Origin of the sequence: Sulfurovum indicum (assembly GCF_014931715.1) — a bacterium.
Lineage (GTDB): Bacteria > Campylobacterota > Campylobacteria > Campylobacterales > Sulfurovaceae > Sulfurovum > Sulfurovum indicum.
Genome location: NZ_CP063164.1, coordinates 20,641 through 38,739 on the forward strand (window position 1 = coordinate 20,641; position 18,099 = coordinate 38,739).

Annotated in this window: 16 protein-coding genes; 6 read left to right on the top strand and 10 right to left on the bottom strand. The window is 43.6% G+C overall.

The annotated features are described in order from the left end of the window. Nucleotides 1–52: 52 nt before the first annotated feature. The 6 genes from IMZ28_RS00105 to IMZ28_RS00130 all read left to right on the top strand — a co-directional run bounded on the left by IMZ28_RS00105 (nucleotide 53) and on the right by IMZ28_RS00130 (nucleotide 8,579). On the top strand, nucleotides 53–1,132 hold the full coding sequence (locus IMZ28_RS00105) for an efflux RND transporter periplasmic adaptor subunit (RefSeq protein WP_197548635.1): 1,080 nt from the start codon (nucleotides 53–55) through the stop codon (nucleotides 1,130–1,132). Next, nucleotides 1,132–4,248 (top strand): efflux RND transporter permease subunit, encoded by a 3,117-nt coding sequence (locus IMZ28_RS00110; protein WP_197548636.1) that lies wholly within the window; start codon nucleotides 1,132–1,134, stop codon nucleotides 4,246–4,248. The genes IMZ28_RS00105 and IMZ28_RS00110 overlap by 1 nt, the downstream gene beginning before the upstream one ends. A 72-nt stretch (nucleotides 4,249–4,320) precedes the next feature. Continuing rightward, nucleotides 4,321–5,571: a TolC family protein gene (locus tag IMZ28_RS00115; RefSeq protein ID WP_197548637.1), complete on the top strand. Its 1,251-nt coding sequence runs from the start codon at nucleotides 4,321–4,323 to the stop codon at nucleotides 5,569–5,571. Beyond that, a complete protein-coding gene (locus IMZ28_RS00120) occupies nucleotides 5,571–6,710 on the top strand; it encodes an efflux RND transporter periplasmic adaptor subunit (RefSeq protein WP_197548638.1) in 1,140 nt (379 codons plus the stop codon). Before IMZ28_RS00115 ends, IMZ28_RS00120 begins: the two co-directional genes overlap by 1 nt. Continuing rightward, nucleotides 6,710–7,861, top strand: coding sequence for an ABC transporter permease (locus IMZ28_RS00125; protein WP_197548639.1), 1,152 nt, complete (start codon nucleotides 6,710–6,712; stop codon nucleotides 7,859–7,861). Before IMZ28_RS00120 ends, IMZ28_RS00125 begins: the two co-directional genes overlap by 1 nt. Before the next feature lies 1 nt (nucleotide 7,862). Next, the gene (locus tag IMZ28_RS00130) at nucleotides 7,863–8,579 is read left to right on the top strand and encodes an ABC transporter ATP-binding protein (RefSeq protein WP_197548640.1); all 717 of its coding nucleotides are present in this window, start codon (nucleotides 7,863–7,865) and stop codon (nucleotides 8,577–8,579) included. Between the two features lie 372 nt (nucleotides 8,580–8,951). Here the strand turns inward: IMZ28_RS00130 and IMZ28_RS00135 are convergent, their stop codons facing one another. The 10 genes from IMZ28_RS00135 to IMZ28_RS00180 all read right to left on the bottom strand — a co-directional run bounded on the left by IMZ28_RS00135 (nucleotide 8,952) and on the right by IMZ28_RS00180 (nucleotide 17,893). Further along, nucleotides 8,952–9,200 carry a hypothetical protein gene (locus IMZ28_RS00135; protein ID WP_197548641.1) on the bottom strand — a complete coding sequence of 83 codons (249 nt, stop codon included), beginning with the start codon at nucleotides 9,198–9,200 and terminating at the stop codon, nucleotides 8,952–8,954. Between the two features lie 93 nt (nucleotides 9,201–9,293). Continuing rightward, complete coding sequence (locus tag IMZ28_RS00140; protein ID WP_197548642.1) at nucleotides 9,294–9,710, bottom strand: c-type cytochrome; 417 nt, start codon at nucleotides 9,708–9,710, stop codon at nucleotides 9,294–9,296. A gap of 85 nt (nucleotides 9,711–9,795) precedes the next feature. Next, nucleotides 9,796–10,167 carry a hypothetical protein gene (locus tag IMZ28_RS00145; RefSeq protein WP_197548643.1) on the bottom strand — a complete coding sequence of 124 codons (372 nt, stop codon included), beginning with the start codon at nucleotides 10,165–10,167 and terminating at the stop codon, nucleotides 9,796–9,798. Further along, nucleotides 10,155–11,318 (bottom strand): sensor histidine kinase, encoded by a 1,164-nt coding sequence (locus tag IMZ28_RS00150; protein ID WP_197548644.1) that lies wholly within the window; start codon nucleotides 11,316–11,318, stop codon nucleotides 10,155–10,157. Before IMZ28_RS00150 ends, IMZ28_RS00145 begins: the two co-directional genes overlap by 13 nt. After that, nucleotides 11,305–11,973: a response regulator transcription factor gene (locus IMZ28_RS00155; protein WP_197548645.1), complete on the bottom strand. Its 669-nt coding sequence runs from the start codon at nucleotides 11,971–11,973 to the stop codon at nucleotides 11,305–11,307. Before IMZ28_RS00155 ends, IMZ28_RS00150 begins: the two co-directional genes overlap by 14 nt. A gap of 197 nt (nucleotides 11,974–12,170) precedes the next feature. Next, complete coding sequence (locus IMZ28_RS00160) at nucleotides 12,171–13,043, bottom strand: glycosyltransferase family 2 protein (protein WP_197548646.1); 873 nt, start codon at nucleotides 13,041–13,043, stop codon at nucleotides 12,171–12,173. Next, nucleotides 13,040–13,864, bottom strand: a complete 825-nt coding sequence (locus IMZ28_RS00165) for a polysaccharide deacetylase family protein (protein ID WP_197548647.1) — start codon at nucleotides 13,862–13,864, stop codon at nucleotides 13,040–13,042. The genes IMZ28_RS00160 and IMZ28_RS00165 overlap by 4 nt, the downstream gene beginning before the upstream one ends. Further along, nucleotides 13,861–15,069 (bottom strand): hypothetical protein, encoded by a 1,209-nt coding sequence (locus tag IMZ28_RS00170; protein ID WP_197548648.1) that lies wholly within the window; start codon nucleotides 15,067–15,069, stop codon nucleotides 13,861–13,863. Before IMZ28_RS00170 ends, IMZ28_RS00165 begins: the two co-directional genes overlap by 4 nt. Next, nucleotides 15,059–16,237: a glycosyltransferase family 4 protein gene (locus IMZ28_RS00175; RefSeq protein WP_197548649.1), complete on the bottom strand. Its 1,179-nt coding sequence runs from the start codon at nucleotides 16,235–16,237 to the stop codon at nucleotides 15,059–15,061. The genes IMZ28_RS00170 and IMZ28_RS00175 overlap by 11 nt, the downstream gene beginning before the upstream one ends. Nucleotides 16,238–16,510: 273 nt before the next feature. Continuing rightward, nucleotides 16,511–17,893: a mannose-1-phosphate guanylyltransferase/mannose-6-phosphate isomerase gene (locus IMZ28_RS00180; RefSeq protein ID WP_197548650.1), complete on the bottom strand. Its 1,383-nt coding sequence runs from the start codon at nucleotides 17,891–17,893 to the stop codon at nucleotides 16,511–16,513. Between the last annotated feature and the right edge of the window lie 206 nt (nucleotides 17,894–18,099).

The following is an 18,099-nucleotide window of genomic DNA, read 5'->3' on the forward strand; positions in this document are numbered from 1 at the left end:
AGGGGCTCTGCTCCTTGGCAGGAAAAAACAATGAAAAAAGAGGGGTCAAGCAATGTCAAAAAAAAGAATTATCATCATCATATTTGTGATCTTGGCAGCAGTACTGCTGATCAAGGGGAAAGGATTACTGGAGAAGAGACGGGCTGCGATTGAACATGAGGCACTTCCCTCTACATCTATGTTGAATGTTACGTTGGTAAAAGCGGAACAGGACAGTTTGCAGAACAGGGTGACTTTTCTGGCACAGGTTCTTTCGGACAAGAGTATCACCCTTTCGACCAAACTGGCCGGATTTGTCGAAAAGATTTTTGTAGAGGAGTCCCAAAAGGTACACAAAGGAGATCTCCTGGTAAGTATAGATGCATTTGAAGTACGTTCAAATATAGATACACAAAAGAGTGTATTGAAGGCACAGGAGAGTGATCTGGCACTGGCCAGGGGTATTTATGAACGCAATAAAAAGCTTTATGCCATCGGCGGACTCTCCAAAGAACAGCTTGCCTCCTCCAAAGTAGTATTGGAGTTGAAGGCTTCAGCAGTGGAGGGAACAAAACAGAAGATAGAACAGCTTCAGCATCAGCTCTCCTATCTGAAGATCGTTGCACCGTTTGATGGAGAGATCGATGCGGTATTGCTGCATGAGGGTGATTTGGCAGCAGCGGGGAAACCGATCTTGAAAATGAGTGATATGAAGAAGAAACTTGTTTTCTCCTACAGCCCGGGGAAAAAAGAGTGGATAAAAAAAGAGCAGGATGTCTTTTTGGATGGGGTCCGTGCCGGGTATGTCAGAACACTCTATACGACTGCACAGAATGGTTTGACTTCGGTTGAGGTGGCATTGAACCGGGAGATCACTGCACCGGTAGAGAGTTCCGTGACAATAGAGGTGTTGACTGATGAGAAAAAGGGGTGTACCCTTCCGGATAATACGCTGCTGCACAAAAAAGAGGGTATCTACGTGATGCTGTATGAACAAGGCAGATTCACGCCGTTGAAAGTCAATGTGGAGATGCAGGATAAAAACAGAGTCTTGATCTCTCCTTGTCCCAAGGAACCGGTAGCACAGGCTTCTGAAGTGAAGCTGGCACAGCTTCCCGGTTATGGTAGTGTAACTATCTCCGGAGTGAAGTAATGGAGAATAACAGTACAACCTGGGTAGAGAAGGTTCTGCGAAAGCCGCATGTGATCATCGCTTTTCTGGCACTTTTTGTGATGGCAGGGATCTTTGGATATAACAAGATCCATCGTAATCTTTTTCCAAACTCCAACTACCCTGAAGTAGCAGTGGTTATTGTAGAACCCGGTTCTTCAGCAAAAACGATAGCAAGCAATATTGCCGTACCGGTGGAAGAGGAGCTCTATGCTCTCGACCAGATCCGCCGCGCCTATTCTACTACAATCGATGAGGTCACGGTGATACGTGCAGAGTTCGAGTATACCAAAGATATTGATACGGCGGTCAACGATGTTACCAATGCTCTTTCAAAGGTCCGCTCAAAACTTCCCAAAGATATCCGTGAACCGCAGATTATCAAGATCACCGAAGCAACGGCACCGATACTTGTGGTAGCAATGTCTCCCAAAAAGGGCTCTTCTCTTTCACTTGAAGATATACGTGATCTGGCCGGTACGGAGATAAAACACAAACTTTTAAAGACCAAGGGAGTCGCCAATGTTGATATTTTCGGCGGTTATGAAAAAGAGCTGCAGATCATTATTGACAAGAACAGACTGGATACCCTGCATCTGAGTTTGGGTCAGGTCATTGCAACGATCCAGAAGAATGACAGCGAGTATGCTGTCGGATTTGTAAGTAATGAGGAGCATCGTTATTTGCTGAAGGCGCAGGGTAAACGGGAGAAGATTGATGCCCTGAGAAATCTTCCGATCACTCCGGAAGTGAAGCTTTCTGATGTAGCAGAGGTCTATTTTGGACATTATGAGAACAGTGCCGCCTATTTTGGTAACGGCAAAGAGGCGATCGCACTTTCTATTCAACGTTCAATTACCGCAGATGTGATCAAGACGATCGATAAAGTTGAAGCGATCATCACGGATTTTAGAGAGAAGTATCCGAATATTGATTTTGAAGTGAGCGATACCCAGAAAGAGACTATTGAACAGAGTACCATGAATATGTTCGAGTCACTGAGAGATGCAATCGTGATGTCGACCATTGTGGTTTTTCTGTTCCTTGCCAGTTTCCGTCAGATCCTGGTTGTCCTGGTGACCATTCCGCTGGTGTATGCTTCGACTATTGCACTGATGTGGCTGGTAGGTATCGATTTTAATGTCGTGACCCTGACAGCGATCATTCTGGCACTGGGACTCCTGTTGGATGATACCGTGGTGGTCATGGAGAATATAGAGCGGCATTACAGGGAGCTTGGGAAAAAGATTCATGCGGCAGTCTTTGACGGAACCAAAGAGATTATGTTTGCTGACTTCTCCGGAACGGTGACAACGATGATCGCACTCTCTCCGATGCTTTTTATCGGCGGGTATCCCCAGACGGTCTTTGCCCCGCTGGTCGGGACACTGCTTTTGGCGCTGATAGCCTCCTATATCATTTCAATTATTGCGGTACCGCTGCTTTCTCTGCATATTCTGGCAATACAGCATCCGCTGCTTTTGAAGGTGGAGAATGGTTTCCATAAAGTGATAGGAGGCGCCAATGACTATATTCAGAGTTTTTTTGCCAATATTGTACGCGCTATTACCGCTTCCAAAGTCTTGGGGTTTGCATCTCTCTTTGTTCTGATCGCACTCTTTGTGACATCGGTTAAGTTTGTGATGCCGACAGTTGGTCAGGAGTTGATGCCCCCTATGGATACAGGAGGAGTCAACATCAATATCACAACAGATGCAAACCTGCCCATAGAGAAGAGTGAAGCGCTTATGAAAAAGGTCAATAAGATCATCAAAGCACAGGGAGAACTGCTGCGAATTTCGGGAAGCATCGGCTCAGAGGCCGGAGTACTCAGTATTGGATCAGGGTCCGGAATAGACCATTTGCAGATCGTGGCAACTTATGTGGACAGACATCATAGAAAAGAGGATATCTGGCAGATTGCCAAAGCACTGAGAGAAGAGATCGCCAGGTTGGAAAATGTGAAATATCTTGAAGTTACACCGTATGGAGCGACTGCTCTGGCGAGTATCAGGGCAACGGTCGATGCCAAACTGAGTGCTTCGAATATAGAGCTGCTTCAGGATGCAGGTGCCAAAGTGAAAAATGCTTTGGCACATACAAAAGGGGTTGTCTCCGCTTCAACAACCTGGGATGCGGACAAAGTTGTCTATAACCTCAATATAGATGAGGCAGAGGCACTGCATTACGGGTTGAAGCGTTCAGATATTGTAACTCAGCTTCAGTTGGCACTGCGTGGTGCACCGGTGGCAAGTTTTGCCAAAACAAACAGTATGGACTATACTGTCAGAGTATGGTTGCCGAAAAAACAGATCAACCATTTTGAGACGATCATGCAGATGCTGATAGATACGAACAAAGGCAAGATCCCGCTCAGCAAGATTGCGACACTGACCTCAGACAGAGAGCCGAGTCTCATTACCAGAGAAGGGCTGCAGTATACACTCGAAGTGTATGGAGACAGAGAGAAAGCTGCTGTTTCACACATTATGGCAAGTTTTGAAGAGCAGCTGGCGGAGGTTAAACTTCCAAAAGGGGTGGAGTTGGAGCAGATAGGGGATATTAAACAGTTCAAGGCATCTGCAGAGCGTATGGTGGGGGCGATCATCACAGCGGTGATTCTCATCTTTTTGACACTTATTGTGATGTTCGGGAATTTCAAGATCTCATTGATGATCCTCTTTTCGATCCCATTGACGATCATTGGTGCATCCTGGACCATGCTTGCTGTTGACTACCATGTCTCTATGCCTGCGATGATGGGCTTTATGCTCCTCTCCGGGGTCATTGTGAATAATGCCATTTTGCTGATACACTTTGCACTGGAGCAGATCAATGCAGGTATCAATAAAAGAGATGCGATGCTCGAAGCGATCAAGATCCGTACCCGTCCGGTACTGATGACCGCTTTTGCCGTCTCCGTAGGTATGCTTCCTGTCGCACAGGGGGCTGCGATCGGGCTTGAACGTCTGGCACCGCTTGGTGCAGTCGCTATCGGAGGGTTGATAGTCGGGACATTCATGACGCTGGTATTTATCCCTGTAATGTTCATATGGACAGTCAAAGAACAGAGTGTCAGAGAAGATATGGCTGTATAGTTATATTGGAAAGATCAATATAGACTTTTTTAAAAAAATAGAGGATTGGCAGTTTTGGGAACAGGAGTATATATGAGGTTTTTTTTAGGGTTTCTTTTGCTGTTTGGTGTACAGGGTATCTTTGCCCAAAGTTTGACATTGAAAGAGGCTATAGCCAAAACTTTTGCAAACCATCCGGATATAAAAACGTTTATGCTGCGCATACAGCAGGCGGAGCAGGGGTACAATGCCGCCTATGCAGACTATCTGCCGCAGATCGATCTTTCAGCTGCCTATGCACCCGTACAAACCTTTTCTCTGCCGGTTAACGGCACTTTTCATACTGTTGATGACAGAAGCTGGAATGTTGGGGTAAGTCTGCGTCAGAAAGTATGGGATTTCAAAAAGACAAGTTCTCTGGTCGCTGCATCGAAGATCGATGAGGATATCTCTAAACTCTCTTTGAAAGAGGTTAAATCGCTGCTTGCCTATAAGGTCAAGACTCTTTATGCTCTTTTGGTTGTGCAGAAGGAGGCGGTTGCTGTCAGACGCAAAGACCTGGAGACCAAAAAGATTTTTTATGAACAGTCCAAAGCGTTGGTCAGACAGGGGCTCAAAAACCATGCCGATGCCAGCCGTTTTCTCTCTTCTGTCTATATTGCCGAAGATGCGCTTGCCGGTGCCAAGGCTGCGTATGAAAAGGCGAAAACCTCTCTTTCCCTCTATATGGGGGTTCCGCTTCCAAAGCGTTTGAGTCTGCAGTCAGGTGTCGTCAAAAAAGGAGCAGGGATTGGAAAGAGTGTGGAACGGGAAGTAGTTGCAAACAATTACAAACTGAGAATGAATGACCGCACAGTAGAGAAGAACAGGATGCTGCAGCGTGCAAGTGAAGCGGCACATTTTGGATCAATTGATCTTGTTGTATCACATAGCAGGGTTGATACTCTCAACGCATACAATACCGAATATATCGGTGTCAGCTACAATCTGCCGCTCTATCACGGCGGCAGGTTGAATGCACAGGAGCAGCAGGCGAAGATAGGCTACCAGATTGCGCAGGAGCAGCGTGCGTCCGAAGCGCTTGCTCTAAAAGAGGAGCTGCGGTCACTGATCATAGATATCAGACGGTTTGAAAAGACGATCAAAGCCAAAAAAGCACAGCTTCTCTCTGCCAGAGAGACCCAGAAAGTAATTAAAGCGCGTTACAAGGAGGGGCTGGCAACCTATATTGAAGTACTTGACAGTACCTCTGTAGTACTTAATGCGGAACTGGGAGTTCTTGAGGCTTACTATTCCCAAAGTCTCGCATTGGACAGAATTGAATATTTAAAAGGAAAGATCTGATGCATAGATATGTCAAGAATGGGCTGATTATCCTTGCCGTTTCGGCAGGTACAGTACTTTTTTATAACAAGGTGTATATTCCTAAAAGCACATATGAGAGAGTTGTTTCCTCCAAAGGAGACCTTGCTGTCGAGACATACGGCATCGGTAATGTAGGAGCCAAATATACCTACAGCATCACTGCCCAGACAGGAGGAAAGATCCTCTCTATCACTACGGATGAGGGCAGATGGGTCAAGAAAGACGATCTTCTTGTAACCATCGACAGTGTTGATGTACCGCAGATGCTCGAGGAGGCGGAGATTGCTGCAAAGAAAGCCGCTTCAGAGCTGGTGGCGACTCAAAAAGAGCTGCTGAGTCTGCAGGCGCAGAGAGAACTTGCACAGATCACTTATGTACGCTATGCCAAACTCAAAGAGCAGTCCTTTGCTTCCAAATCGGAGTATGATAAAGCCAAAGCCGACCGTGACGTCATTGAAGCACAGATAGAGGCGACCAGAGCACATATTGCATCGGCCACCATGGAGGTAAGCAGGGCTCAGAAAGCCGTAGAGGCGCTCAAGGAGAAACTGGCACGATATATGGTTTATGCGCCGGTAGACGGCTATGTTATCTCACGGGATGCCGAAGTAGCGCAGACCGTACTTCCTTCACAGGCTATTTTGCAGATTGTCAATCCTGAAGATGTCTGGGTAAAAGCCTATATTGATGAGAAGGTAAGCGGCAGAGTCAAGGTGGGACAGAAAGCAGAGATTACCCTTCGTTCACAGTACGAGAAGCGTTTTGAAGGGACGGTAGCGCGTATTGTTCCCAAGAGCGATCCTGTGACACTGGAGCGTGAAGTCGATGTGGTATTCAAGAGGCTGCCTAAACCTTTCTATATCAATGAACAGGCAGAGGTGAGCATCTCATCAAAAACATATAAAGATGTGGTCAAAGTACCCCTGAAGGCACTGAGTTACTACAAGAAGAAGGTGGGAGTCTGGACTGAAAAAGAGGAAAAAGCACACTTTATAGCGGTAAAAGTACTTGTACGGGGAGACAAGGAAGCGGCAGTAACAGGTATAGAGGATAATATGACACTTCTTATAGAATCCGAAAAGAAAAAACCTCTTAAAGAGGGCTCAAGTGTACATTGATGATTAATCTGGCCAAAAGAGATATTAAACATACCCTTGGGAAGTTTATCGTCACCGCAATGGGGGTAGGGATGCTTCTGGGGATCGTACTGATCATGATCGGTGTCTACCGTGGTATGATGGTTGATGCCGAAGTACTTCTTGATGATCTTGATGTCGATATATGGGTGGTTCAGGAGGATACACTCGGTCCTTTTGCAGAGTCTTCAAGAGTTCATGAAGACCTTAAAAACAGTGTTTATGTTATAGACGGTATTGATAAAACAGCAGCATTGACCTTTCAAAATCTGCAGCTTGACAATAAGCAGAGAGCTGTACGTGTGGTGGCTGTGGGATTCGATCCGTACGGCAGGATGGATCCTGTCAATCCCAAAAGGATAGTTGAGGGAAGAGGAATTCGGCGTAACCACTATGAAATCGTTGTATCTGACAACATCGGCTTCAAGATGGGCGAGAAGATCCCTATCGGTCGAAATATCTATAGGGTAGTGGGTATAACGCACGGTACAGTCTCCTCCGGCGGTGATCCACTGGTGTATATTTCACTCAAAGATGCTCAGGAGCTTCAGTTTTCCTACTCCAACAACCGTATCAGAAGTGACAGGGCAAGAGGTATCAGTGATGCATCTGCCGCCATTCCGATGGTGAATGCCGTTGTTGCTACTGTCAGAGAGGGGTATGCTATTGATGAGGTGGCAAATCATATCAGAGAGGGACTTCATAAAAGTATCTATACCAGAAAAGAACAGAAAGATATTCTGACTAAGAACCTTATTGAGCGTGCATCCAAACAAATAGGACTTTTTACCGCCATTTTGGTAGCAGTATCCACCATTATTATCTCTTTGATCATCTATACGATGACATTGGAAAAGATGAAGGAGATCTCTATTATGAAGCTTATTGGACTCCCCAACAGTATGATCATCAAAATGATCATACAGGAGACGCTGCTTCTGGGATTTCTGGCATTTATTTTCGGTAATTTATTTGCCCATTTTATCTACGACAAGTTCCCCAAGAGGGTCGTACTGGAACTTCCCGATGCGTGGCTTCTATTTGTGGTAGTGCTTATTGCATCCATCTTGGCTTCGTTCATCGGGGTCAAAAAAGTCATCTCTGCCGATCCGGCAGCAGCTATAGGAGGATAAGATGGGACAGCAGGCGATCAAAGTTGAAGACCTTGTTAAACATTTTGGTAAAGGGGAGAACCTTGTTCGTGTGATCGAAGGTGCCGAATTTCAGGTGAACAAGGGGGAACTGGTCGCTCTTATTGCTCCCAGTGGTGCTGGAAAGACCACTTTACTGATGATGATAGGGTGTGTAGAAGAGCCTACCAGCGGAAGGATGTGGCTGGGGGATGAGAAAGTCTATGATAATCGTTGGCTGACCAAAGAGCAGCGTAAGATCCGCCGTGAAAAGATTGGGTTTATCTTTCAGGCGCACTATCTTATCCCTTTTTTGAATGTTATAGAGAATGTGACACTGGTCCCGCAGACCAATGGTGTTCCCGCCAAAGAGGCGGAGAAGTTCGCTATGGAGCTGCTGAAGTACTTTGATATAGCCGACAAAGCATACAATATGCCCTCTGAACTCTCCGGAGGGCAGAATCAGCGAGTTGCCATTGCCCGGGCACTGGCGAACAAACCTCAGATCATCCTTGCAGATGAACCAACGGCAGCTTTAGATCTGGACCGTTCTGTCAGTGTAGTGAAGATGCTTAAAAAGATTGCAATCGATCAGAATGTCGCTGTCATCATGGTTACACACGATGAGGCAATGCTGCCGTTGTGTGACAGAATACTCAAGATCGAGAATAAAAAGGTTGTTTCAGAGGCTGTACCTGAGGGTAGTAGACATATGATTTAAATAGGGCACCTCAAATAACCCCATATGCTCATAACATTGCCGGCTTTGTTCTAGGCAAGGCACACTTTACAGACCTAGCCGTAGCTAAGTCGAAAAAGTGTAACGCCGCATAGGGCAAAGCCGGCATTGCCCAAAGGGTGGGCTTTGCAGACGCGATCTTTCACAAGATGCTTCCATCGTCTTAGCTTTGGCTAGGACTTGAAAGCCTCTTGCAAAATCTCACATCTGCAAAACCCATTATGGGCGTATGGGGTTATTAGAGGTGCCCTAAATACTTAGATGGCTGCAAACTTGGGAGGGAGGAGAGAATGATTAAACAATTTGCAGCCGTCTAAATTTTTGCAAGAGAAGGTTAAAAAAAGGAGAGAAGACTTAATGTCTTCCTCTTCCCATTCCGCCGCTACCTCTTCTTTGCATTTGACTGCTCTGTCCCTGAACTTCGCTGTTATGTTCATACCGGTACTGATGCTGGTATTTGTATTGGTACTTGTTTTGATATGTTTTTCCATCAGTATCTGTATTTGTCTGCTGCTTCATATAGCGGTATTGTTTCGCTTCTGTATTATTCGCTGCCATTGCTGTAGCTATTGTAAGCGTAAAAAGAAACAGTGTTTTTTTCATGATGTATCCTTTTTTTGTGATTTGCCATGAGTATTTCTGTTTTACTCAGCAGAATAGTTGAATTATAAAAAACAATTGTTACCAAAGTGTTAGTTAGAATGTTCGCATTCCTTGTCCCTGACCGCCACGGAATCCTGCTGGCGGAAAGTTATCATACATCCATTCGGAAATTGTTTTTAGTTCACTTTGTGTTACATTCCCTTTTTGCGAAGGCATCAGTCCGAAACGTTGTATTTTTTGGGGCATACATACGGCTTTTGTGCTGCTTGGATCGAGTGCATAGTCAGATATGAATGCAACAGCCTTCTTTTTGTCAGGATAACGCATTTTGACATGGCGCATGATCCCCATGAGAGGAGGCGCTGTAAGAGTTGATATATCTGCCGGTCTTGTTTTGATGTGGCACATGGCGCATTTGGCATCAAATAGTGCTTCTGCATCTTGTGCCGAAGCAGTGGAGACGCTCAGGAACAGCATAGCTGCCAGTAGTAGTATTTTGTTCTGTTTCATAAATAGATCCTTTTGATTTGGTTATCGGAATTATAAGAGCTATGTATGAACTGAATATCAACTGAAATTGTATGTCGGTGTAAACTCAGTCAGTTTTTTCCGGAATAATATAGATCTTTTTATCAACATCAAATTTTCTGATATAGGCATCGATCAGCTCTTTCAAGGTTTGATCATCCAAGCTTGATCTCTTTTTAATGGGGAACTTTTTAAAAAACGGAGCCGGCATGATCGATACTTCAGGAGAGGGTGCTTTGAAGTATGCAAAGATCTTTTTTCTGATCAGTGCTTTGGAGGAGTACTTCAGAAGATAGCGGCGATAGATCATCTCGGAAGGAATCTGCTGCTGAGTATGACACTGAAGGCACTCTTTTTGGAGAGATTGGTCAAGTATTGTATTCTCTCTCCCCCATAAAGAGAAGAGTGCCGCAAAGAGAATGAATATTATTTTTTCCATGTGATGGTAACCTCCGTTCCCTGATCGGTTTGTGAATCTATTTGTATCTCAAAGCAGTAAGCTTTTACCACCTGGTAGACAATATCCAGCCCTATACCAAACCCGCCTTCGCTGCTGTTGGCACGCTTAAAGCGTTTATGGATCGTAGCAAGTTCCTCTTTTGCTATGCCGATGCCGCTGTCTTTGATACAAAACTGCATACAGGTTAAGTATACTGCAATAGTACCGTCGGTTTTATTGTATTTGATGGCATTTGAAATGAGGTTGTCAAGGAGACGTATGGCATCATCCTGATCGATATGAAGTACTATATCCGGTTCTATAGCGGTATGCAGGGTGATCTTTTTGGCTTTGATAGCAACAGAAAAATATTCCAGCCTTTCTTTAAGAAGATGTGAAATATTAACGGCTTGGATATTACGATGATATTGGTGATTGAGTTTCAGGTAAGTCAGATCATCATAGATACGGCTCAGTGTTTTGGAAGCGATCTCTATGCGCCGCATCTCCTCTTTGGCATCACATTTGTGCAGGGTTTGGATAAGTTCAAGATTGGTCAGGATGGTACTGACGGGTGTGTTGAGTTCATGGGTTGTATCCTGAATGAAACGGTTCATGGTTTCGATTGATTCATGCATTGGGGCAATGAAGAGACGACCCAGAAAATAGCCTAATATAAGGAAAAATACTCCGGCTCCCAGCATAAAAAGAATGATCATCTTTTGCAGATTGGCAATGCCTGCCTGGTCAACTGCTGTCCAAAGCAGAAGATAAGCAACACCAAGATGATAGGGATCGACTGGTTTGATGTAGAGTATATGTCCGTCAACAAGATGATACTCCTGAGTAAATCCGGTATTCTTTGGAGGAGTAAAGTTGGAAAAAATCGGGTTCAACTCCTTGTCAAGCAGAGCGATTTTGTATATCTCTTTTACATGGATGGGCAGTTTTGATTCAAATGTTTTATGAAGGCGGATGAGTTGATGCTGTATCTTCTCCCCTTCCTGTTTCATCTCTATGCGTTGTTTGTCGATCAGGTGGTGTTTTTCAAGGGTATAGAAAATAGCGCTCCCTATGGTAAAGAGTATAAATGTTGAAATAAGGTAGATCGCCAGAAACCTGAAAAGGCTTCTTTTTTCACTGCGGTACAAAACGGTATCCTACATTTTTGACTGTTTCAATATGCTCTTTTCCAAGATGGGAACGCAGAGTTTTGATGTATGTACGCAGCGAACCGGAACTTGGTTCTTCATCAAAGTCCCAAAGAGTATCATAGATTTTCTCATAGGAGACAAGAAGGTCAGGGTGTTCGAGCAGAAGTGCGAGCAGTTTGGCCTCTTTGTTTTTTAAAGGAATGGTTTTGCCGTTTTGGGTCAACCGAAACTCTTTGGGATAATAGTGCAGTCCCTTTCCAAGATCAAGATACTCTTCTCTGCTGCCATAACGTTTTCTAAGTTGTGCTTCGATCCTGACGAGGAGTTCTTTCAGTGCAAAGGGCTTCCTGATGTAGTCATCACATCCTGCATCGAATCCTTTGCTCACATCATCGACACCATGGAGAGACGTGATAAAAATAGCCGGAGTATCGCTGCCCTCTTTACGCAGTTGTGAGAGCAGGTCAAATCCACTTTGGTGAGGTACTTTGATATCCAGCAGCATCAGGTCGATATCGGTTTCATACAGTATATCTCTGGCCTGATGGCTGTCATAGGAGGGCAGGACTGTATAGTGATGGTGCTCAAGGAACTGTTTGATTGTATCATTCAGCTGCAGATCATCCTCAAGCAGCAGTATTTTTCGTTGCATCTCTGACCTTTTTGGGTTGTCTGTTTGGTATTGTATCTTTTTAACATCAATCAAATATCAATTTAAATCTTGAGTGTTAAACTCTCATATAGAGCAGCTATCATTATAGGCAGATCAAGATGTGTGACAGTCTGAAAAGAGAGGGTACCCAAAAACAGGGATTATCCCATATATGACCTGGAAATTGCAGACTTGATCTACTGGTAGTTTCCAAATGTTATCTGGTTTTCGTTTCTGTTTCTGCTGGCATGTTTGAATCCTTTATAGTAGTGCCATGCATATACTATACGATTAAGCAGCAGATAGGGAATACCAAATATCTTTTTATTGGCAATATAGTAGAGGGATTCCCTCAGGGATGAACCTGCAAGAGAACGCAGTGTACTGAAAAATGATACTGACTTTTCCGGGTAGATATAGACATCTGCTTCTCCTTCAATGCGTCTTCTGGAAGCAAGCTGTTTTAGCGTATAGTTGTGTGAATGCATCGCTATGGCCTCTTTGACATAAGCTATTTTATATCCTTTCTTCTTGATCTGTACAGCCCAGTGTGTATCTTCCGAACCCCATGCATCCGTATAGAACGGCTGTAGTTCCCACACAGATTTTTTCATAGCGGCTATGGGAAGGGAGTAGTGCATCCATTCGGGTTTCTCTCCGGTATCCGGGAAAGCTCTTGCGTAGTCATGCCTTACCCATAGATCAGCCTCCGGACGTACGATCTGTCTTCCAAATGAGGCTGCTGTTTTGGGATCCTCAAGCGGTTCAATAAGCCTTTTTATCGCATATTCGTCAAGCAGAACGACATCAGAGTTAACAAATACCACAATGTCCGTTTTTGCTTCGTTTACAGCTTGGTTGAGTACTTTTCCGGGGAAGTAGGTACCGGGCTCTATAGCAATGAAGGTATGAGGATAGGGGGCTATCATCTCAAGGGTCGCATCGGTAGAACCGGAGTCTACGATCATCAGTTCAATATCGACACCTTTTTGCGCCATCAGTGCTGCAAGTGCCTGATCAATCACCCACTCAACATTGAATGTACGTACGATTACTGTTACTTTTTTCATGCTGCAGCCTTTGTCTCTTTTGGCAACAGGTCACCCATAAAGATGGTTTCCCTGGTTTGAATGTAGTCCAAAATTTTTTGAACAGCTTTGAATCCGTCTGCCAGATACATGGTAATGGGGTGGATGATCATAACGGAGAGTCTGCCCTTGGCTTCATTCTCTTTTAGCTGATCGAGTACCATTTCAGCCCACGTATCGATGTAGTATGAGTCAGGTCCGAAATCATCAGACCAGTTATAACGTTTCTGCCACTGTGCGATCCACTCAGGGGTACGTTCGGCATGGATGATATGTTCATGGTCCGGAATAATGTTGATAGGAAGGTTATAGAGTCCGGTATCATCTTTTTGCAGAGTAAAGTTCTCTTTTTTTACACCGTCAGAACAGATATCTATACCCAGGCTTTTAAGGATCTTTTCGGTATTTGGGCCATGCATATACATATGGTTTCTCCAGATATTGATACGTTTACCGGTCTTTTTATATATGATATCGATGGTCTTTTTCGTATCATAGTACTGGTAGGCGTACGGACCGTTATAGTTTTTTGTAAGCTTGTTCCAGACCCTGTGCAGAAGCTCCGGTTTGAATGCTTCGTAGGTATGCCCGCCAACTTCGATATTGGGACTCTCTACGATCGGCTTGACCTCATCCCACTCCTCTTCAAAAGATCGTCCTGTGATAAAGAATGAGCCCTTTATGTCTCTTGCTTCCATCATTTTTACAAACTCTCCTGCCAGAGACATCTCTGTTCTGTCACTGTGCAACTGGTTTCCTGTTTTAAGACTCATATGGTGCAGGTCGGCTGTTAAACAGATCATAATCTCTCCAATTCAATATTATATGTACGGAGCACATTGATGAAGTTTGTGTCTCCCCATTTTGACCAAAGTGTCAAAAATCCTTTTAAAAATCCGTGTGTATCATTCTCTTTTGTGTGCAGAGCAGCTTTGAACAGAGACCGGTAATGTTCGGGATAGGTTTCATAAGCGATATAGGGGAACAGAAGAGAAAGTACTCCTCTGGCACCAAGCTGCATGAAGCTGACTTTTTCGTCTGTGGAGTCAAGCTCTTTGAGAACAGGCAGGTTTTTTATGCCGTATAGACATGATTTGACCTTTTGGCGTAAACTTTGATGAGAATAACTCTTATATTCAAGTGCTTTTTTGAAGTAGTTCTCCCAATTGAGATCATTTTCTGAAAGGTTGATCTTTTCACACTCCAGATGAATGGATGAGAGTGTTCTGATCAATGTATCATTCCATGCTTTCAGATCCTTTGTCAAATATGAATCGTAATCGGGCATAAACCGAAAGAGTATGGCCTGTGAATAGAGATCTTTGATAGATTTGTCAATATTTTTGAGTTCAGACATATTGACCTGTTTTTGTGCATAGCTCCAGTGGTAAGCGTTATTGAAATAAAGCAGGGCATCACCGTATCCGATGATAGCTTTGATAGCATGCTTGATGATCAGTTTTTTTTCATTCTTTGTAAGCAGCGGTTTGCTAAGCAAAACTCTGTTTATGAGCAGAAGCGTACCTCTGTTCACCAACAGCTGTCTTACATCTGCCGGGTCGATACTGTAAAGAGAAAATGCCTCATGCTCTTTTAGAAAAGTCGAGTCACCAAGCAGTGTTCTGTGTCCGAATCTCATATCATAACTGACAACAAGTCCGTTGAGTCTCATCAGTTTTTGTTTGCTGATCGCTGACATATCTATCCCGATATCATACTTTTTGGAGATATCCTGCAGTTTGCTGTTGGCCAGTTCAACGGTCTCTGTACTGATATTTCCGTTATGAATATAAAGAAGATCAAGGTTGTTGTGCGGTCGGTATTTACCGTTTTCAAGTACAATACCACCTTCACCTCTCCCGTATCCTCCTATCAGTATAAGAGCAGCTGTCTGATTTTTTGTAAAGAGTTCTTTGAATACAAGTGAGGCTTCACTCAGAACCTCTTTCAGAAATATTTCGACATCTTTGTTGTTGTAGTAGGTCAATTGTTGGTTTTCAAGCAGCATAGCTTTCCTTTGTCAAGAGTGTTTCAAACAGTTCATATATCTTTTTGCAATGAATTTCTGCTATGAATTTTCTGTTATAGTGATCAAGCCCTGTCTCGCCCATTTTTTTTACCATTTGCGGGTTGTCAATGGCTTTTTGCAGAACTCTGCTCAACTCTTTTTCATCATTGGAAGAGAAAGAGAGACCGTTTTCTTCATTTTTCAGCCATTCGCTGATTCCACCGACATTTGAAGCAAGAACGGCTTTGCCGTGTTTCATCGCCTCAATGCCGACAAGGTTGAATGTTTCGGGAGCTCGGCTTGGAATGACTACAGCATAGGCATTGGCATAGTAGTTTCCAAGTGCTTCGGAATCTATTTTTCCGTGAAATACTACTCTGCTGGATATGCCAAGTTTTTGAGACTGTTCTTCAAGCTCTTTTCTTTGTTTTCCGTCTCCGCAGATATCCAGAACAATGTTTCTGTTTTTCAGTGTTGCAAAAGCATTCAGCAGCGTATCGACCCCCTTCCCTCTGACAAGTTGGCCCACAAATAAAAAACGCTTTTCATGTGCAATGGCATTTTTGGCGATTGTGCTTCCCTCCGACTGTGAAAAGAGTGGGATCTTGGTTATTTTTTTCTCTTTAAATCCATGAAGGCCCAAGTGGTTCTTCATATAGTCGGAGGCTACAACCATATGGTCAAACTTTTTAAGAAGTGTTTGAACTTCTCTGATACCTGAAAGGGTCTTGAGTGAAATGTAAGGGAAGGAGCTCTTTTTGTTGATAAACCCAAGACATCCGTAACATCCGATCCCGACCGGTTTTGTACAGGTTTCATGGGTAATAGTCGTATATTTATGTTCACGCAGACAGAAGTGTTTATGGTCATGTACAAAACCGATTACCGGTATTTTGGTTTCTGCAAGTGCCCTGATGACCTCGATACTCTCCACCTGGTGTACATAAATTAGGTCCGGTTTTAGCAGTTTGAGCTGCTGTTTGATATTGGCTATAACAGTTGTGAACGAGAAAACTTGAGCGTAGTTGTGATCGATACGGCTTTTGGTACTGTAGAGAAGTATATTCTCGATATCGTATCTCTGTGAAAGTTCATGTACACTTTGGTAGATGTAAGTTTCTGCACCTCCCGTGAATCCCGCATGATCATTTACCCAAGCAATTTTCATTGTTTATCCTTTGTCTGGTTAAAAGGTCCGTGACCTTCTCTATAAGCATCGAATGATATTTTTTTGATTTTATATGATTGTCCTGAACTGATTTTCCGGTATAGGTAATATTGTTCAAGGGTATCATGTAGATATTTTTGCAGATTAATGGAAACATGTCAAACTCCTTTTCTTGTTTTTCTGGAATTATTATAGAAAAGGAGAGTGCAGAAAGGTTGCAATGAGGGGAGAATTGTTAAAAAACCTGCGAAGATCTTTCACAGGTTTGCTCTTTTAGGCTACACGGTTGAAGTCATCTTCGTAGCGTACAATATCATCCTCTTCGAGATACTCTCCTACCTGTGCTTCGATCATGACAAGGTCAATGACCCCGGGATTCTCCAGACGGTGTTTTTCTCCGGCAGGAATATATGTCGATTCGTTTGCCTGCAGCAGTTTTACTTCATCTCCAACTGTTACTCTGGCCGTACCGCTGACGACGATCCAGTGCTCATTGCGATGGAAATGTGACTGAAGGGATAGACGCTTTCCTGGACGGACAACGATCTTTTTAGTCTTGTATGCTTTGTTGTTCTCAAGAACAGTATAGTTCCCCCATGGTCTGGCAACAGTAGAAGGTGTTGTCACAAGATCGCTATTGCGTTTTTTAAGCTCTTTGACAACCTCTTTGACATCTTGGGAAGAGCCTTTTTTGGTGATTAGAAGCGCATCAGGTGTATCAACAATGATCAGGTCATTCACATCGACTGTTGCGATCATTCTTTCAGATGATATGATACAGTTGTTTTTTGATCGTATGGAGATCGTATTTTCATTATTGTTGACATTGATATAATCTGTATTTTCACATATATCATCAATGGCATCAAATGATCCCATATCACTCCATTTTGCAGATAAAGGAACCACCTTGAAATTGGATGAGAGTTTTTCCATCAGTGCATCATCGATACTGACAGACTCGAGATTCTCGACACTTTGGGCGGTAATGTGGCATTCATTGTCTGTAACGACAGCCGCATTAAAAGCCTGTACTACTTTTTCAAAAAGCTCAGGGATTACTCTTTTGCATTCATTTATGAAATGTGATGCTTTAAAGCAGTAGATACCGCCGTTCCAAAGATAGTTCCCCTGCTCCAGGAAAGATCTTGCAGTATCCTCTTCCGGTTTTTCGGTAAAGGAGATCACATCTTCCCCGTCATGACATATATATCCGTATCCTGTTGCCGGGAAGGTGGCTTCGATACCTACGGCAACAATATTATTCTCTTTTGCCAGCGCTTCAGCTTTACGGATGGTTTTTTCATATTCGGACTGATCTTTGATAAGATGATCGGAAGGAACAATACAGAGAATCTCGTCCTCATCGCTGTTCAAGGCAGCCATAATAATGGCAGCGGCACTGTTTTTGCCGATACTTTCCCAAATATAACTGCTGTTTACGTTGCCAAAGCCGTAGAGCTGGTCGAGCACTAAGAACTTCTGTGCATCATTGGATACGATCATAATTTTGTCACTGAGGGGGAGATTGCGAAGTACTGTTCTTTGAAACAGAGAACGGTTATTGTCAAACCTTACGAACTGTTTTGGCATCAGGGTTCTGCTGATTGGCCACATTCTTGTTCCGTTTCCGCCGCTTAGTATTACTGTTGTCATTGTTATGTCCTTTATCAAAAGATGCTCCCAGAAGGAGTATCTTTTAGTTTTTATAGGGGGTAGTATAGGGAATGAATATGCAGATAGTTTGCATAAATATGAATGTAAACTGTATCGCATCACTTCAGTGCATCTTTTCCTATTCAAATAAACGGGATCGCTGCCAATGCAGAAGAGAGAATGATGGAAATAATAATGATCTTTAT

Coding starts and splice junctions, on each gene's coding strand:
- IMZ28_RS00105 (WP_197548635.1), top strand. CDS start 53: ATGTCAAAAAAAAGAATTATCATCATCATATTTGTGATCTTGGCAGCA.
- IMZ28_RS00110 (WP_197548636.1), top strand. CDS start 1,132: ATGGAGAATAACAGTACAACCTGGGTAGAGAAGGTTCTGCGAAAGCCG.
- IMZ28_RS00115 (WP_197548637.1), top strand. CDS start 4,321: ATGAGGTTTTTTTTAGGGTTTCTTTTGCTGTTTGGTGTACAGGGTATC.
- IMZ28_RS00120 (WP_197548638.1), top strand. CDS start 5,571: ATGCATAGATATGTCAAGAATGGGCTGATTATCCTTGCCGTTTCGGCA.
- IMZ28_RS00125 (WP_197548639.1), top strand. CDS start 6,710: ATGATTAATCTGGCCAAAAGAGATATTAAACATACCCTTGGGAAGTTT.
- IMZ28_RS00130 (WP_197548640.1), top strand. CDS start 7,863: ATGGGACAGCAGGCGATCAAAGTTGAAGACCTTGTTAAACATTTTGGT.
- IMZ28_RS00135 (WP_197548641.1), bottom strand. CDS start 9,200: ATGAAAAAAACACTGTTTCTTTTTACGCTTACAATAGCTACAGCAATG.
- IMZ28_RS00140 (WP_197548642.1), bottom strand. CDS start 9,710: ATGAAACAGAACAAAATACTACTACTGGCAGCTATGCTGTTCCTGAGC.
- IMZ28_RS00145 (WP_197548643.1), bottom strand. CDS start 10,167: ATGGAAAAAATAATATTCATTCTCTTTGCGGCACTCTTCTCTTTATGG.
- IMZ28_RS00155 (WP_197548645.1), bottom strand. CDS start 11,973: ATGCAACGAAAAATACTGCTGCTTGAGGATGATCTGCAGCTGAATGAT.
- IMZ28_RS00160 (WP_197548646.1), bottom strand. CDS start 13,043: ATGAAAAAAGTAACAGTAATCGTACGTACATTCAATGTTGAGTGGGTG.
- IMZ28_RS00165 (WP_197548647.1), bottom strand. CDS start 13,864: ATGATCTGTTTAACAGCCGACCTGCACCATATGAGTCTTAAAACAGGA.
- IMZ28_RS00170 (WP_197548648.1), bottom strand. CDS start 15,069: ATGCTGCTTGAAAACCAACAATTGACCTACTACAACAACAAAGATGTC.
- IMZ28_RS00175 (WP_197548649.1), bottom strand. CDS start 16,237: ATGAAAATTGCTTGGGTAAATGATCATGCGGGATTCACGGGAGGTGCA.
- IMZ28_RS00180 (WP_197548650.1), bottom strand. CDS start 17,893: ATGACAACAGTAATACTAAGCGGCGGAAACGGAACAAGAATGTGGCCA.